Source organism: Micromonospora sp. DT63, assembly GCF_049841615.1.
GTDB lineage: Bacteria > Actinomycetota > Actinomycetes > Mycobacteriales > Micromonosporaceae > Micromonospora.
The window spans coordinates 219,945-235,036 of record NZ_JBNCKQ010000008.1 but is presented as its reverse complement, the minus strand read 5'-3'; the positions used below and the strand labels follow the sequence as shown (position 1 = coordinate 235,036).

15 protein-coding genes are annotated in these 15,092 nt (G+C 72.3%); 10 read left to right on the top strand and 5 right to left on the bottom strand.

Annotation, left to right across the window (positions count from 1 at the left end; all coding sequences use genetic code 11):
- The first annotated feature begins 30 nt into the window (after positions 1–30).
- From ACLQ27_RS26970 to ACLQ27_RS26955, 4 genes are all read left to right on the top strand, one after another.
- On the top strand, positions 31–1,020 hold the full coding sequence (locus ACLQ27_RS26970) for a LacI family DNA-binding transcriptional regulator (protein ID WP_425869278.1): 990 nt from the start codon (positions 31–33) through the stop codon (positions 1,018–1,020).
- A 26-nt stretch (positions 1,021–1,046) separates the two neighbouring features.
- A complete protein-coding gene (locus tag ACLQ27_RS26965; RefSeq protein ID WP_357497925.1) occupies positions 1,047–2,297 on the top strand; it encodes a sugar ABC transporter substrate-binding protein in 1,251 nt (416 codons plus the stop codon).
- A gap of 75 nt (positions 2,298–2,372) precedes the next feature.
- A complete protein-coding gene (locus ACLQ27_RS26960; protein ID WP_357497923.1) occupies positions 2,373–3,494 on the top strand; it encodes a carbohydrate ABC transporter permease in 1,122 nt (373 codons plus the stop codon).
- Position 3,495: 1 nt separating this feature from the next.
- Positions 3,496–4,383, top strand: coding sequence for a carbohydrate ABC transporter permease (locus ACLQ27_RS26955; protein WP_234588278.1), 888 nt, complete (start codon positions 3,496–3,498; stop codon positions 4,381–4,383).
- A gap of 46 nt (positions 4,384–4,429) precedes the next feature.
- Here the strand turns inward: ACLQ27_RS26955 and ACLQ27_RS26950 are convergent, their stop codons facing one another.
- Positions 4,430–5,005: a GNAT family N-acetyltransferase gene (locus tag ACLQ27_RS26950; RefSeq protein WP_357497920.1), complete on the bottom strand. Its 576-nt coding sequence runs from the start codon at positions 5,003–5,005 to the stop codon at positions 4,430–4,432.
- Between the two features lie 36 nt (positions 5,006–5,041).
- Here ACLQ27_RS26950 and ACLQ27_RS26945 point away from each other — a divergent pair, with 36 nt between their 5' ends.
- Positions 5,042–6,316 (top strand): glycosyltransferase 87 family protein, encoded by a 1,275-nt coding sequence (locus tag ACLQ27_RS26945; RefSeq protein WP_357576090.1) that lies wholly within the window; start codon positions 5,042–5,044, stop codon positions 6,314–6,316.
- On the opposite strand, the gene ACLQ27_RS26940 is transcribed toward ACLQ27_RS26945, so the two are convergent.
- Positions 6,215–6,766, bottom strand: a complete 552-nt coding sequence (locus ACLQ27_RS26940) for a GNAT family N-acetyltransferase (protein ID WP_357497916.1) — start codon at positions 6,764–6,766, stop codon at positions 6,215–6,217. The genes ACLQ27_RS26945 and ACLQ27_RS26940 overlap by 102 nt on opposite strands.
- An 80-nt stretch (positions 6,767–6,846) precedes the next feature.
- Between ACLQ27_RS26940 and ACLQ27_RS26935 the strand changes: the two genes are divergently transcribed.
- From ACLQ27_RS26935 to ACLQ27_RS26915, 5 genes are all read left to right on the top strand, one after another.
- Positions 6,847–8,076, top strand: coding sequence for a winged helix-turn-helix domain-containing protein (locus ACLQ27_RS26935; RefSeq protein WP_425869274.1), 1,230 nt, complete (start codon positions 6,847–6,849; stop codon positions 8,074–8,076).
- Positions 8,066–8,626 (top strand): DUF2752 domain-containing protein, encoded by a 561-nt coding sequence (locus tag ACLQ27_RS26930; protein WP_425869272.1) that lies wholly within the window; start codon positions 8,066–8,068, stop codon positions 8,624–8,626. Before ACLQ27_RS26935 ends, ACLQ27_RS26930 begins: the two co-directional genes overlap by 11 nt.
- A 570-nt stretch (positions 8,627–9,196) precedes the next feature.
- The gene (gene thyX / locus ACLQ27_RS26925; protein WP_234588306.1) at positions 9,197–9,937 is read left to right on the top strand and encodes an FAD-dependent thymidylate synthase; all 741 of its coding nucleotides are present in this window, start codon (positions 9,197–9,199) and stop codon (positions 9,935–9,937) included.
- A 47-nt stretch (positions 9,938–9,984) separates the two neighbouring features.
- Complete coding sequence (dapA, locus tag ACLQ27_RS26920) at positions 9,985–10,911, top strand: 4-hydroxy-tetrahydrodipicolinate synthase (protein ID WP_357497912.1); 927 nt, start codon at positions 9,985–9,987, stop codon at positions 10,909–10,911.
- A 52-nt stretch (positions 10,912–10,963) separates the two neighbouring features.
- Complete coding sequence (locus tag ACLQ27_RS26915) at positions 10,964–12,652, top strand: ribonuclease J (RefSeq protein ID WP_124854118.1); 1,689 nt, start codon at positions 10,964–10,966, stop codon at positions 12,650–12,652.
- Between the two features lie 80 nt (positions 12,653–12,732).
- Here ACLQ27_RS26915 and ACLQ27_RS26910 read toward each other — a convergent pair whose 3' ends face one another.
- From ACLQ27_RS26910 to ACLQ27_RS26900, 3 genes are all read right to left on the bottom strand, one after another.
- Positions 12,733–12,921 carry an LPXTG cell wall anchor domain-containing protein gene (locus tag ACLQ27_RS26910; protein ID WP_425869271.1) on the bottom strand — a complete coding sequence of 63 codons (189 nt, stop codon included), beginning with the start codon at positions 12,919–12,921 and terminating at the stop codon, positions 12,733–12,735.
- 81 nt (positions 12,922–13,002) lie between these two features.
- Positions 13,003–14,580 (bottom strand): YbjN domain-containing protein, encoded by a 1,578-nt coding sequence (locus ACLQ27_RS26905; RefSeq protein WP_357497907.1) that lies wholly within the window; start codon positions 14,578–14,580, stop codon positions 13,003–13,005.
- Positions 14,577–15,047 carry a YbjN domain-containing protein gene (locus ACLQ27_RS26900; RefSeq protein ID WP_357497905.1) on the bottom strand — a complete coding sequence of 157 codons (471 nt, stop codon included), beginning with the start codon at positions 15,045–15,047 and terminating at the stop codon, positions 14,577–14,579. The genes ACLQ27_RS26905 and ACLQ27_RS26900 overlap by 4 nt, the downstream gene beginning before the upstream one ends.
- Positions 15,048–15,092: the final 45 nt, after the last annotated feature.

Genomic DNA, 15,092 nt, shown 5'->3' with positions numbered 1-15,092 from the left:
TGGATCGTTCAAGACGGCGAGAGGGATTAAGTGCCCGAGAAGGTAACCATTGCGACGGTGGCCCGGCACGCCCGAGTAAGCCGGCAGACGGTCTCCAACGTGCTCAACGCGCCGCACATCGTGCGGCAGGAGACCCGCCAGCGGGTCGAGGACGCGATCAACGCGCTCGGCTACCGGGCCAACCAGGCGGCCCGACAGATGCGCACCGGCCGGTCCCGCCTCATCGCCGCCCGGATCGAGCCGACCCGCGACGGCATCAACGGCTCCGTTCTCGACCGCTTCCTGCACGGCCTCACCGAGACCGCCGACGCCGCCGGCTACCGGGTGCTGCTCTACACCGCCACCGACGACGATCGGGAGATCGCCACCTACGACGACCTGCTCGGCACGTACGAGCTGGACGCGTTCGTGCTCGTCGGCACCAAGTACGGCGACCCGCGTACCGCCTGGCTCGCCGACCGGGACGTGCCGTTCGTGACCTTCGGCCGCCCGTGGGACGCGCTCGACGCGCACCCCTGGGTCGACGTGGACGGCGCCGCCGGCACCGCCGCCGCGACCCGGCACCTGCTCGACGCCGGGCACCGGCGGATCGCGTTCATCGGCTGGCCCCTCGGGTCCGGTGTGGGCGACGACCGGCGGGCCGGCTGGCAGGACGCGCTGCGCGCCGCCGGTGTCGACCCGGCCGGGCTGCACCGCGAGACCGAGGACGGCATCGCCGAGGGCGAACGCCTGATGCGGGACCTGCTGGCCGCCGACGCGCCGACCGCAGTGGTCTGCGCCAGCGACTCGCTCGCCCTCGGCGCGCTCCAGGCCATCCGGGATACCGACCCGCCGGTGTCGGTGATCGGCTTCGACGACACGCCGGTCGCCGCGGCGGTGGGGCTGGCCAGCGTCAGCCAACCGCTCGGCGAGGCCGCCGCCCGCTGCGTGGACCTGCTCACCGGAGTCCTCGACGGCAACCACGAGACCCCCACCCACGTGCTGCTCCAGCCCTCGCTGGCGCTTCGGCACACCCCGTAGTCCCATCCCCCCACCAGGAGAACCCCATGGCACCTCGACACCTCACCCGGGCGGCGGTGGCCGGCCTCGCCGCCGTCGCCCTTCTCGGGTCCGCGGCCTGCGGCAGCGGCTTCGACGACTCGTCCGGCGACGCCACCCAGTCCAGCGGACCGGCCAGCCTCCAGATCCTGATCGGATCCTCCGGCGAGGCCGAGACCAAGGCCGTGCAGGACGCCGCGGCGAAGTGGGCCAGCAGCTCCGGCAACACCGCAACGGTCACCCCGGCGCAGGACCTCACCCAGCAGCTCGGCCAGGGTCTCGCCGGTGGCACCCCGCCCGACGTCTTCTACGTGGACGCGGCCCGGTTCGCCGACTACGCGAGTGTCGGCGCGCTGGAGCCGTACGGCGACAAGATCTCCAACCCGGACGACTTCTACGAGAGCCTGCGCACCACGTTCACGTACGACGGCAAGCTCTACTGCGCGCCCAAGGACTTCTCCACCCTGGCCCTGCAGATCAACACGGACCTGTGGGCGAAGGCCGGGCTGACCGACGCCGACGTGCCGACCACCTGGGACCAGCTCACCGCTACCGCCCAGAAGATCAAGGCGAAGGGGCAGGTCGCCCTGGCCCTCGGCGACACCCGGGACCGCATCGGCGCGTTCCTCGTGCAGAACGGCGGCTGGCTGCTGAGCAAGGACGGCAAGCAGCCGACCGCCGACACCCCGGAGAACCTGGCCGCCCTCCAGTACGTCAAGTCCCTGCTCACCTCGGGCCTGGCGAAGTACCCGAAGCAGCTCGACTCGGGCTGGTCCGGTGAGGCGTTCGGCAAGGGCAAGGCCGTCATGACCATCGAGGGCAACTGGATCAAGGGCGCCCTGCAGAACGACTTCCCGAACGTGAAGTACAAGGTGGTGGCGCTGCCGGCCGGCCCGAAGGGTCAGGGCACCCTCTCCTTCACCCAGTGCTGGGGCATCGCGGCGAAGAGCAAGTACAAGGACCAGGCCATCAAGTTCGTCGAGGCGATGACCAGCGGTGAGCAGCAGCTGACGTTCGCGAAGGCGGTAGGTGTCATGCCGTCGCGGCAGTCGGTGCGCGACCAGTACACGGCGGCCTCCCCGGCCGACAAGGTGTTCATCGACGGCGCCGCGTACGCCCAGGGCCCGGTGAACGCGCCGAAGATGGACAGCGTCCTCAAGGACCTCGACACGGGTCTGCAGAGCCTGACCAACGGCGACCCGAAGACCGTGCTGCAGAACTTCGACAAGAACGCCAAGGCGGCGCTCGGCGGCAGCTGAGGTGACGGCGGGGGCCCCGACGACGAGCGGGGCCCCCCTCGCGCACCTTCGGCCCGAGACAAGGAGGGAGGGGAGATGGCAACCGAGACACTGACCGCCGTGGCCACCGCGCCCGGGACGAGCCCTCGGCGACGGCGCGGAGGCGTACGCGGCAACGAGAACCTCGCCGGCTGGCTCTTCGTCGCGCCGGTGATCGTCATCCTGGGGCTGTTCCTGCTGCTGCCGATCCTGATGGCGCTCTGGGTCAGCCTGACCGACTGGAACGGGCAGGGCAGCCCGTTCACCGGCGACGTCCCGTTCGTCGGCGCGCACAACTACACCCAGTTGTTCACCGAGGACGGGCTGGCCCGCCGCGACTTCATGACGAGCATCCGCAACAACATCTACTACGTGGCGATAGTGGTGCCGGCCCAGACCGTGCTCGCGCTCGGGCTGGCGCTGGTGGTCAACAACCGGATGCTCAAGGGCAAGAGCTTCTTCCGCAGCGCGTTCTACTTTCCCTCGGTCACCAGCTCGGTCGCGATCAGCGTGGTGTTCCTGTTCCTCTTCGCCAACTCCGGCGCGGTGAACGCGCTGCTCGGCTTCTTCGGGATCGACGGGCCGGAGTGGTTCGCCGACTCCCGGGGCGTGCTGCACCTGCTCCTCGGCGCGGTAGGCGTCGACTCACCCCCGGCGGCCCTTACCGACGGCGGCCCGTTCGGGCTGACCTGGTGGGACTGGCTGGCCGGCCCCAGCGTGGCGATGATCTCGATCATCACGTTGGTCGTCTGGACCACCTCCGGCACGTTCATGCTGATGTTCCTGGCCGGCCTGCAGAACGTGCCGGTGACGCTGGACGAGGCCAGCACGCTCGACGGAGCCTCGGCCTGGCAGCGGTTCCGCCACGTGACCCTGCCGATGATCCGGCCGACCACGTTCCTGGTGCTCACCCTCGGCATGATCGGCTCCTGGCAGGTCTTCGACCAGGTGTACGTCATGAGCCAGGGCGACCCGGCCAAGACCACCCTCACCCCGGCCTACCTGTCGTACCGGACCGCGTTCCGCGACTTCGACTACGGCTCCGGCGCGGCGATCTCCTTCGTGCTGTTCCTGATCATCATCGTGCTCACGCTGATCCAGCGCCGGGCGCTCGCCGAGCGGGACACCGACCGGCCGCGCCGCGGCTGGCGGCGTCGACGCGTACCGGAGAGGTCCTGACATGGCCGTGTCGACCGACCGCCCGGCGGCGGCGCCCGCGCGCGGCGACCAGCGCGCGGCCCGCACCCTGGCCACCCGCTTTCTGGGGTACGCCACGCTTGTCTTCTTCGGGCTGGTGTTCCTCTATCCGTTCGTCATCCAGATCGCGAGCTCGTTCAAGACCGAGCCCGACGCGGCGGCGAACCCGCTCTCGCCGTTCCCGGACCCGCTCAGCCTGGCCGGTTTCGAGCGGATCTTCGCCGGCACCAACTTTCCGCTCTGGCTGGGCAACTCGCTGCTGGTCACCGTGCTGGTGACCCTCGGCCGGGTGTTCTTCGACTCGCTCGCCGGGTACGCGTTGGCCCGGCTGCGGTTCGCCGGTCGAGGCGGGCTGTTCGCCGCGGTCATCGCGGTGATGGCGGTGCCCGGCGTGGTGCTGCTGATCCCGAAGTTCCTGGTGCTCAACCAGCTCGGCATCTACAACAGCTACGCCGGCCTCGTGGTGCCGCTGCTGGCCGACGCGGCGGGCGTGTTCATCATGAAGCAGTTCTTCGAGTCGATCCCGGTGAGCGTGGAGGAGGCCGCCCGCATCGACGGGGCGAGCATCTTTCGCACCTTCTGGTCGGTGGTGCTGCCGATGGCGAAGCCGGCGCTGATCACCCTGACCATCCTGTCGTTCCAGGGCTCCTGGAACGAGTTCCCGCACAGCCTCGTGTCGGTGCAGGACCCGGACCTGTTCACCCTGCCGCGCGGCCTCGCCGACCTGGTCAGCGGCTCGCTGGGCAGCGGCACCCAGTACCCGCTCAAGCTGGGCGCGGCGCTGCTCGCCACCATCCCGGTGGCGATCATCTTCGTGGTGTTCCAGCGCTACTTCGTCCGCGACGCCAACGACGGCGCGGACAAGGGCTGACCCCGGACCGACAGTGGCGGCCTCGCGTCGGGGCCGCCGCTGTCGGTCAGTCGGTCTTCTCCGGCGGAACGGCCACGTGCAGGCGCACCTGAGGCACCAGCATGTCGTCGACGTCCAGCGCCCGGGCCGCCCCGTCGGGCTCCCAACCGGTGCTGGTGAGGAACGTGCGGGTCGCCTCGTCACCGTCGAACGCCCAGGCTACCGCCCGGCTCATGCCGTCCTCGCGCCACAGGTCGACGGCGGCGGCGAGCAGCCGGCTGCCGTGCCCCCGCCGGCCCCAGCGCGGCTCGACCAGCAGGTCGGTCACCGCCGCCACGTCCGGGCCGAGCGCGTCGGCCGGCTCACCCGGGGCGAGCGCCTCGCCGTCGGCCGGACCGGAGGCGGCGAACCCCACCAGATACGATTGCTCGGCCTGTTCGACGGCGACCAGCACCCGGTGCGCGCCCGAGGGCGGCTCCAGCACCGCGGCGCTCCACCGCCTGGCGAGGAACGCCTCGTCCAGGTTGTCGAGCACATGCCGAGGCAGGATCCGGCGGTACGCGACCCGCCAGGTCGCGAGCTGGATGCGTGCGATCTCGCCGGCGTCCTCGGGACGCGCCGGGCGGACGTACCCGAGAGCCATGGGACGGGAGCCTACTCAAGGGCCAGGGAGGCGACGGTGGCGCAGGGTGCCAACAGGACGACCGTGCAGGTCGTCGGGGTGGTGGTGCTCGCCGCGGCGGTCACCGCGTTCCTCGCCGTCGCGGCCGTCCGGCACGGATTCTTCGACCTCAAGGTCTACTACGGCGCGTTGACGTGGTGGGTGCACGACGGCGGCGAGATCTACGACTACCTCAAACCCGGCACCCAGTACGGCTTCACGTACCCGCCGTTCGCGGCGCTGGTCATGCTGCCGATGGCGTACCTGCCGTGGTCGGCCGCGATCGTGGTGAGCGTGCTCGCCAGCGTGGTCACCACGACGGTGCTGATCTGGTGGCTGGTCGACCCGATCGCCCGTCGCGCCGGCTGGACCCGGTGGTTCGCGCTCGCCGTCGCGCTCTGCCTGGCCGCCGCCTTCGAGCCGATGCGGGAGACGGTGAACTTCGGCCAGGTCAACACGCTGCTGCTCTTCCTGGTGGCGGTGGACCTGCTGCGGCTGCTGCCGGCCGGCAACCGGTGGGCCGGGGTGGGCATCGGCGTGGCCACCGCGATCAAGCTGACCCCGGGCGTCTTCATCGTCTATCTGCTGGTCACCGGGCGGTGGCGGGCGGCGCTCACCGCCAGCGGCGCGGCCGCCGGGGTGACGTTGCTGGCCGGCGCGCTCTTCCCGGACGCCTCCCGGGAGTTCTGGACCGAGGCCCTGTGGAACACCGGGCGGGTCGGCGAGCTGGCGTTCGTCTCCAACCAGTCGCTGCGCGGGGTGGTCGCCCGGCTCGACCCGCAGCACCCGAGCACAGTGCTCTGGCTGCTGCTGGTGCTCGGCACCCTGGCGCTCTGGGCCTGGCGGTCCCGCACGGCCGTCGCCGCCGGTGACGAGGCGACCGGCCTGGCCCTCACCGGCGCGGTGATGTGCCTGGTCAGCCCGGTCACCTGGGTGCACCACCTGGTCTGGCTGCTGCCCGGGCTGATCCTGCTCGTCGACAACGCGATGGCCGCGCCGGCCGGGCGCCGCCGGCGCGTCCTGCTGACCGCCGCGACCATCGGGTACGTGCTGCTGATCAGTCGGACCGTCTGGTTCTGGGAGAAGGACTTCACAGGTGTCGACGGCTTCGTCGGCAGCAACGCGTACGTCTGGATCAGCCTCGCCCTGCTGGCGTTCCTGCCGGTCCGCAGGTGGCTGGCACCTGGCGGGTCAGTCGTCGAGACGGCCGGCGTACCGCAGCTCGACCAGCCCGACCGGCCCGCGCCCGCCGGCGAGCGGCACCTGGTAGGTCGACCGCTCACCGTCAGGTGACAGCCCGACCCGTTCGCAGAACCGGCGGGCCCGCTTGTTGTCCTCCAGCACCCATGCCCGATAGCCGGTCCAGCCTCGCTCACTGAGCCCGACACGGGCGGCGGCGAACAGCGCGGCGGCCGTCCCGTCACCCCAGAACGCCGGCTCCACGTAGAGCGCCAGCACCTCGCCGACGGTCGGATCCAGATCGTCGCGGTCCTGGTCGCGGCGGTACGGCCCGAACGTGGTGAAGCCGACGACCAGCCCGTCCACCTCGCCGAGCAGGGTGCTGAACGGGTGCTCCGGATCGGCCGTGCCCAGGTCACGACGGCGCTGCGCCCAGGCCACCACGTTGAGCCGTCCGAGCACCTCGTCCGGCATGAAGCCGGCGTAACCCGCCTGCCAGCCGTGCACGTGCACCCGGGCGACCGCCTCGGCGTCGTCGGGCTCCTCCCGGCGGATGGTCAGCATTGCACCGTTCTATGCCCCCGTGGCCGTCGGAGTCCAGCTTCCCGCACCGGCGTCGTACCGATGATTTATCGTCGCCGACGATGGCCGCACCGGAAGCACTCTCACTCGCCCAGGCCCGCCGGGTGGCACTCGCCGCCCAGGGCTTCGCCGACCCGCCGCCGGTCGGGGTGCCCACACGTCGACATCTGCGCCGGGTCCTCGACCGGGTCGGGTTGATCCAGATGGACTCGGTGAACGTGCTGCAACGGGCGCACTACCTGCCGCTCTACAGCCGGCTCGGGCCGTACCCCACCACGCTGCTCGACCAGGCCGCCTACCGGCGCCCCCGCGAGCTGTTCGAGTACTGGGGCCACGAGGCGTCCCTCGTGCCGGTGGGGCTGCACCCGCTGCTGCGCTGGCGGATGGCCCGCGCGCACAGCGAATCCTGGGGCGGCATGCGGCGCATCGCGCAGGAGCAGCCGGAGCTGGTCGCCTGGGTCCGGGACGAGGTGGCCGCACGGGGCCCGTTGACGGCCGCCGAGATCGAGCACGACGCTCCCCGGGAGACCGGCAACTGGGGGTGGAACTGGTCGGCGGTGAAGCGGGCTCTGGAGTTCCTGTTCTGGGCCGGCGAGGTGACCGCCGCCGAGCGCAGCACCTCCTTCGCCCGCCGCTACGACCTGCCCGAGCGGGTGCTTCCGCCGGCCGTGCTGGCCGCGCCCACCCCGACCGACGCCGAGGCGTACCGCGCTCTGGTGGCCCTGGCGGCGCGGTCGCTCGGAGTGGCCGCCGAACCGGAGCTGCGCGACTACTTCCGGCTGCCACTGGCCGGCGCCCGGCAGGCCGTCGCGGAGCTGGCCGAGGCAGGCGAGCTGGTGCCGGTCACCGTGGCGGGCTGGCGGCAGCCGGCCTGGCTGCACGCGTCCGCCCGGCTGCCCCGGTGGGTTCGCGGCAACACCCTGGTCAGCCCGTTCGACCCGCTGATCTGGGAACGTGCCCGCACCGAGCGGCTGTTCGACTTCAGCTACCGGATCGAGATCTACGTCCCGGCGCCGCAGCGGGTGTACGGCTACTACGTCCTGCCGTTCCTGCAGGGCGACAGGTTCACCGCCCGGGTCGACCTGAAGGCCGACCGCAAGGCCGGAGTGCTGCTGGTGCCGGCCGCCTGGATCGAGCCCGGCGCCGACCCGGGGGAGACCGCCGTCGCCCTCGCCGCCGAGCTGTACCGGCTCGCCGGCTGGCTCGGTCTGGACGCCGTGGCGCCCCCCGCGGCCGGCGACCTGGCCGGTCCGCTCACCGCCGCGTTGGCAGGCGTGTCAGGTGTACCGTGAGCGCGTGACGAGCGCTCCCGGACCGGTCGACCAGCCGCAGCCCACCCCCGGTGCGGGTTGGCCGGCGAGCCCGTCGGGTGACTACGGCTACCCGACGGCCGAACCCGACCGGCTCACCCGGCTCGTGCTGCGCCTGCACGCGCGGTCACCGCGCTGGGCGGGGCCGCTGGCAGCTGTCGGGTGCGTCGGCCTCGGCATGGGCTACGCGCTGCTGAGCAACCCGGCCCACGCCGACCCGGACGCCGCGCCGACCTGCCTGCTCAAGCTGACCACGGGGCTCGACTGTCCGGGCTGCGGCGGCACCCGCGCGCTCTGGTACGTGCTGCACGGCGACCTGCCGGCCGCCGCCCGGCACCACTTCCTGTTCGTCTTCGCGGTGCCCTTCCTGGCGTACCTCTTCGTCGCCTGGGCCGGAAACCAGGCGTTCGGTTGGCGGCTGCCCGAGCTGCGGATCAGCTCGAAGGTGATCGTCGGTTTCCTTGGCGCGTGGCTTGCCTTCTCGGTGCTGCGCAATTTGCCCTGGGCGCCGTTCACGTCGCTCTACGTCTGAGGGCCCACCAGCTCCGCCCTGCGTGATGTGGCGGGGCCTTGCTCGGTCGGGCTGCGCGGGGTCCTTCCTGCACGTCCTGTCGAGCTGCCCCACATGTGGGGCATGGTGGTGGTGGGGCCCGGCGTGGTGCCGTCTGCACCGGACGTGGGCGTGGTGGTGGGTCCGGCGTCGTGCCGCCCCCGACGTGGGGCTTGGCGGTGATGGGCCCGGCGTCGTGCCGCCTGCCCAGAGTGGGACGCGGCGTGGTGGGGCCCGGCGTCGTGCCGCCTGCCCAGAGTGGGACGCGGCGTGGTGGGGCCCGGCGTGGTGCCGTCTGCCCCCGGGCGTGGGGCAAGGCGTGGTGGGCCCGGTGTCGTGCCCCGCCTGCCCCAGATATGGGGCAGCTCGACAGGGAACCGAGGACGTGGCAGGGACCCGGCAGGGCGTCGGCGTGCCGGTCGAGATCTTGGACACCTGGGGCCCCGCTGGTGCGCGCAAGCCGGTGATTTTGCGGTAGCTGGGCGCTTTCTGCACCGCGAGCCCGAGTTGGGCAGGGGACCGCCGGCCACTACAGTCCCAGGAATGCCGGAGATGGTGCAGCCCCAGGTCAAGTTGATCGCGTGGACCCAGTTCGCGGCCCCGGACGACGTGCCGTGGTCGACCGACGCCGAGGGCGGCCAGGCGCTCGCCGAGTTCGCCGGGCGGGCCTGCTACCAGTCGTGGAAGAAGCCGAACCCGGCGACCGCGACCAACGCCGGCTATCTCGCGCACATCCTCGAGGTCGGCCACCTGAGCGTGCTGGAGCACGGCTCGGTGACCTTCTACTTCACCGGGGTGTCGCGCTCCTTCACCCACGAGTTGATCCGGCACCGGCACTTCTCGTACTCCCAGCTCTCGCAGCGGTACGTCCCGGAGCGCGACGCGGCAATGGTCGAGCCGGCGGTCATCGCCGACGACCCGGAGCTGCACAAGAAGTTCACCGAGGCCGCCGAGGCGAGCGTGCGGGCCTACACCGAGCTGCTGGAGGGTCTTGAGCAGCGGTTCTCCGACGAGCCGAACCCGACGCTGCGCCGCAAGCAGGCGCGGCAGGCGGCCCGCGCGGTGCTGCCCAACGCCACCGAGACCCGGATCGTGGTCAGCGGCAACTACCGGGCGTGGCGGCACTTCGTCGCCATGCGGGCCACCGAGCACGCCGACGTGGAGATCCGTGAGCTGGCCGTGGAGTGCCTGCGTCAGCTCCAGGGAGTCGCGCCGAACGTCTTCGCCGACTTCGTGATCTCGACGCTCCCGGACGGCACCGAGGTGGCGGCCAGCCCGCACGAGGCGTCCTGAGCCCTTCCCCGGCGGGCTCCGGCTGGTCGTCCGCTAGGTTGGAGGGTATGACGCACGACCACCCCGACGCCGCGGCCCGAACGGCGTCCCGCCCCTTCGGCCGGGTGCTCACGGCCATGGTGAGCCCGTTCACCCCCGACGGCTCGCTCGACCTCGACGGCGCCGCCCGACTGGCGAGCCACCTGGTCGACGAGCAGGGCAACGACGCGCTGGTGGTCAACGGCACCACCGGTGAGTCGCCGACCACCACCGACGCGGAGAAGGAACGCCTGATCCGGGCCGTGGTGGAGGCCGTCGGTGACCGGGCCAGGGTCGTCGCCGGGGTGGGCACCAACGACACGCGGCACACCATCGAGCTGGCGGCGGCCGCCGAGAAGGCCGGCGCGCACGGTCTGCTCGTGGTCACCCCGTACTACAACAAGCCGCCGCAGAGCGGCCTGCTGCGGCACTTCACCGCCGTGGCCGACGCCAGCGGACTGCCGGTGATGCTGTACGACATCCCACACCGCTCCGGCGTGCCGATCGACACCGAGACACTGGTCCGGCTCGCCGACCACGCGCGGATCGTCGCGGTCAAGGACGCCAAGGGCGACCTGACCGCCACCAGCTGGGTGACCAGCCGGACCGGCCTCGCCTTCTACAGCGGCGAGGACGCGCTCACCCTGCCGGCGCTGGCCGTCGGTTGCGTGGGCGTGGTCGGCACCTCGACGCACTTCACCGGGGCGCTGACCGCAGAGATGATCGAGGCGTACGACGCGGGGGACATGCCGGCCGCGCTTGCCCTGCACCGGCGGCTGCTGCCGCTGTTCACCGGCATCTTCCGCACGCAGGGCACCATCCTGGTGAAGGCGGGCCTGGCGTCGCTGGGCCTGCCGGCCGGCCCGGTGCGACCCCCGCTCGTGGACGCCACCGACGACGAGATCGCCCAGCTGCGCGCGGACTTCGCGGCAGCGGGCCTGGAGCTGCCCGAATGATCGAACGACACGATGGGCGCCGAGTGACGGCGTCGCAGAATGAGGTGGACGCGTGACCGAGGCGCACATCGAGGCGGAACTGCCCCCGCCGCTGCCGGAAGGTGGCCTGCGGATCATCCCGCTCGGCGGGCTCGGCGCCATCGGTCGGAACATGACCGTCTTCGAGTACGACGGCAAACTGCTGATCGTCGACTGCGGGGTGCTCTTCCCCGACGTCGAGCAGCCGGGCGTGGACCTGATCCTGCCCGACTTCGGCCCGATCCTGGACCGGCTGGCCGACGTCCAGGCGATCGTGCTGACCCACGGCCACGAGGACCACATCGGCGCGGTGCCGTACCTGCTCGCCCACAAGCCCGACATCCCGCTGGTCGGCTCGCAGTTCACCCTCGCCCTGGTCGAGGCGAAGCTGGCCGAGCGGCGCATCCAGCCGTACACGCTGACCGTGCGCGAGGGCGGCCGGGAGCGGCTCGGCCCGTTCGAGTGCGAGTTCTTCGCGGTCAACCACTCCATCCCCGACGCGCTCGCCGTGGCCATCCGCACCCCGGCCGGCCTGGTGCTGCACACCGGCGACTTCAAGATGGACCAGCTCCCCCTGGACGGCCGGATCACCGACCTGGCCGGCTTCGCGCGGCTCGGAGCCGAGGGCGTCGACCTGCTGCTGTCCGACTCCACCAACGCGGAGATCCCCGGCTTCGTCACCCCGGAGCGGGAGATCGGGCCGGTGCTCGACTCGATCTTCGCGAAGGCCAAGGGTCGGATCATCGTCGCCTCGTTCGCCTCGCACGTGCACCGGGTGCAGCAGGTCTTCGACTCCGCCGCCGAGCACGGCCGCAAGGTCGCGTTGATCGGCCGGTCCATGGTCCGCAACATGGGCATCGCCCGGGACCTCGGCCTGCTCAACATCCCGGCCGGCCTGGTCATCGGGATCGAGGAGGCGACCACGCTGCCTCCCGAGCAGATCGTGCTGATGTCCACCGGTTCGCAGGGTGAGCCGATGAGCGCGCTGGGCCGGATGGCCAGCGGCGACCACCGGCACATCACCATCGCCCCCGGCGACACGGTCGTGCTGGCGTCGTCGCTGGTGCCGGGCAACGAGACCTCGGTCTACCGGGTCATCAACCGGCTCGCCCGGGCCGGCGCGGTCGTCGTGCACAAGGACGTGGCGAAGGTGCACGTCTCCGGGCACGCCCCGGCCGGCGAACTGCTCTACCTGCTCAACGTGGTCCGTCCGAGCAACCTGATGCCGGTGCACGGCGAGTGGCGGCACCTGCGCGCCCACGCCCGGCTCGGCATCGAGTCCGGTGTCGCAGCCGACCGGGTGGTGATCTGCGAGGACGGCGACGTCGTCGACCTCGTCGAGGGCCGCGCCAGCCTGGTCGGGCACGTGAAGAGCCGGTACGTCTACGTCGACGGCCTCGCCGTCGGCGACGTCAGCGAGTCGCTGCTCACCGAACGGCGGATCCTCGGCGACGGTGGCTTCATCGCCACCACAGTGGTCGTCGACTCGGTCACCGGCAAGGTGGTCGCCGGCCCGACGCTGTCCGCGAAGGGCTTCTCCGAGGACCCGGAGGCGTTCAACCCGGTGGTCCCGCTGGTCACCGAGGCGCTCAACCGGGCCGCGGCGGACGGCATCACCGACCCGCACCAGCTCCAGCAGATCGTCCGGCGGACCGTGGGGCGGTGGGTCAACGACAAGTACCGTCGTCGCCCGATGATCGTGCCCACCGTCGTCGAGGTCTGACACGCGTGACCGGGCCGGTCGCCGACATCCCCCGTGGATGTCGGTGACCGGCCCGGATCGTGTCGCGGGCGCGCTCTGGCTCAGGCCCGCGACATCCGGCGGCGCAGCACCAGCAGCCCGGCGCCGAGGGCCAGCAGCGCCACGCCGATGAGGGCGTACGTGCTGCCGGACGACCCGGTGCGGGGCAGTTGCGCGGCGTCGGGGATGGACGTGCTCGGCGCGGACGGGGTCGCCGTGGCGGTGCGTGGTCGGTGATGGCCGTACCACATCGACCCGGCGCCTCCGGTTGCGTGCTGTCGGATGTCGCGCAGTCGCGCCCCGCCCTGCAACCAACTGCCCTGTCCGCGGCATCAGGGGAGCGCGGCGACCGCCTCGGCGTAGGCGACTCCGGTGGCGATGGCGGCGTCCACCAGCACCGTGAGCTGCGCCGGGGCCACCCCGTGAGCCAGGTTCGTGGCCACGTCGCCGGCCAGCACCAGCTCCTCACCGAGGTCGTGCGCGTACGCCTTGGGCAGCAGCCGGTCGTGGTTCCAGGCGTTGCAGAAGGCGTACACCTCGGCGCGGCGGGTCGCGGGCAGCCGGCGGGCGGCCATGGCGCGGGCGTGCAGCACCTCGCCGCGCTCGCCGGCCCGACGGAACTGGATCATCACGGCGCCCCACGAGCCGACCACAGTGGCGCCCTCGTCAACGACGTACCGGTCCCCGCGTCGGTCCAACACCGCGGTGATCATGTCGATGGTCAGCGTCGCCAACTCGCGTTCGTCGTCGTCGGGCTCGATGTCGGGGTCGGGTCCGTCGCCGGGCTCGTCGTCGGGGGGCAGGGGCACCGCGGCCGCCACGGGACGCTCGGCCAGCCAGCCGGCCATCCGGCCGGAGTGGTGGCCGGTGCCGTTGCGGGCGTCGAAACTGCCCGCCAGCTCGTTGGCGACCGCGAGCAGCAGCGCGCCGAGGGTGGCGACGTCCAGGTCGGTGGCCGGCCGCCCCCCGTACGCCGGGCGGGGCACAGTGCGCACGCCGAGCCCGGCCTCGACGGCCAGGGCGCAGACGAGCGCGCCCGCGGCGGCGAACTCCATCGCCGCGAGGTCGTCGGTGGGCCGGTCCAACCGGGGTAGCTGTTCGGCCAGGATGGTCAGGCCGCGTTCCAGGTGCCCGCCCAGGGCACAGAACCGCAGGTGCGCGGCGAGGTACGGGAATGCGGCACGCTCGTGTCGGTGCCGCCGGTACGACCGCACGTGCGCCGCTGCGGCCCGTTCCGGCTCACCGGTGCGCAGCTCGGGCAGCAGCCTGGCCACCAGCGCCCGCTCGGGCTGGTCGGTGCAGTCCACCGCGTCGCCAGCCGGCTCCCGCAGCTCGGCCAGCGCGGCCCGCCACTCTCCCCAGCCGGCGAGCAGGTCCGCGCGGCGGGCCGGGGCGCAGCCGGGGCATCCACCGGACGGCCCGCTGGCCGTGCCCGCCCACCGCTGGTACCAGTGGCGGGCGGTGGGCTCGTCGCCGAGGTGGTCGGCGATCCGACAGCGCAGCTCCGCGACGGTCGGCGCGTCGGGTCCGTCCGTACCGACCCGGTGGGCCAGGTCGTCCAGGAGGGACCGGGTCTGGTCCAGCCCCACCCGGGGGGTGCCGAGCAGCGCCTCCACGGCGTACCGCTGCAGGCGCAGCAGCAGTCGGCCCTCATCGTCGGTGAGCAGCTCGGGCCGGTAGTCGGCGGCGGCCCGGCACCGGCGCACCGGCTCGACCAGCCGCCACCGTTCGCCGTGCAGCAGGTACGCCTCGATCAGCGCGAACCGGGCGTCCAGTGCGGACCGGAGGTCCCCGGCCGCGTCGGCCCGCTCGGCGAGCCGTTCGAGGGCGAGCAGCCGGTCCGGCCCGTCGGGGAGGTCCCGTGCGTCGGTGAGCGCGTTCACCAGCGCCGGATCGCGGTGTACGGTCACGCCGGCACCGCGCCGGGCAGCCGGCCGACGGCCACGGCGAGTTGGCAGCCGGCCGAGATGCCACAGTCGAGCAACTGGTCGAGCTGGTGCGGGGTGACCCCACGTTCCAGGTCGGTGATCACCTCACCGTAGATCCGCGCCCTGCCCCCGTCGTCGACGTGCACGAAGGCCTTCGGCCAGAGCCGGTCGTGGTTCCACGAGTTGCAGAAGATGTACAGGTCCGGGACCCGTTCGATGCCGAAGGCGGGCGTGACCATCGTGCGGACCTGGAGCAGCTCGCCGTCCCCGCCGAGACGCAGGAACCAGATCAGGTTGTCGTCGAAGCGACCCACGAGGTCACCGTTCACGGCGCGGCCGACCGACCGGCCACGCGCGGCGAGCACCGCGGCGAGCAGCTCGTCGGTCAACGGGCGCAACCTACCGGGGTGCCCGGCCAGCGGATCGTCCTCGAGTCCCGGCGACGCCATCGGGCATCCCTTCTGAGGCGGATATCACGACCGGCGGTGGGGTCC

What these genes read in the sequence shown, in the direction of transcription:
- ACLQ27_RS26940 (WP_357497916.1), bottom strand. Translation starts at nt 6,766, where the DNA reads ATGCTGACCATCCGCCGGGAGGAGCCCGACGACGCCGAGGCGGTCGCC.
- dapA (WP_357497912.1), top strand. Translation starts at nt 9,985, where the DNA reads ATGACGCACGACCACCCCGACGCCGCGGCCCGAACGGCGTCCCGCCCC.
- ACLQ27_RS26935 (WP_425869274.1), top strand. Translation starts at nt 6,847, where the DNA reads ATGGCCGCACCGGAAGCACTCTCACTCGCCCAGGCCCGCCGGGTGGCA.
- ACLQ27_RS26910 (WP_425869271.1), bottom strand. Translation starts at nt 12,921, where the DNA reads ATGTGGTACGGCCATCACCGACCACGCACCGCCACGGCGACCCCGTCC.
- ACLQ27_RS26950 (WP_357497920.1), bottom strand. Translation starts at nt 5,005, where the DNA reads ATGGCTCTCGGGTACGTCCGCCCGGCGCGTCCCGAGGACGCCGGCGAG.
- ACLQ27_RS26955 (WP_234588278.1), top strand. Translation starts at nt 3,496, where the DNA reads ATGGCCGTGTCGACCGACCGCCCGGCGGCGGCGCCCGCGCGCGGCGAC.
- ACLQ27_RS26900 (WP_357497905.1), bottom strand. Translation starts at nt 15,047, where the DNA reads ATGGCGTCGCCGGGACTCGAGGACGATCCGCTGGCCGGGCACCCCGGT.
- ACLQ27_RS26960 (WP_357497923.1), top strand. Translation starts at nt 2,373, where the DNA reads ATGGCAACCGAGACACTGACCGCCGTGGCCACCGCGCCCGGGACGAGC.
- thyX (WP_234588306.1), top strand. Translation starts at nt 9,197, where the DNA reads ATGGTGCAGCCCCAGGTCAAGTTGATCGCGTGGACCCAGTTCGCGGCC.
- ACLQ27_RS26965 (WP_357497925.1), top strand. Translation starts at nt 1,047, where the DNA reads ATGGCACCTCGACACCTCACCCGGGCGGCGGTGGCCGGCCTCGCCGCC.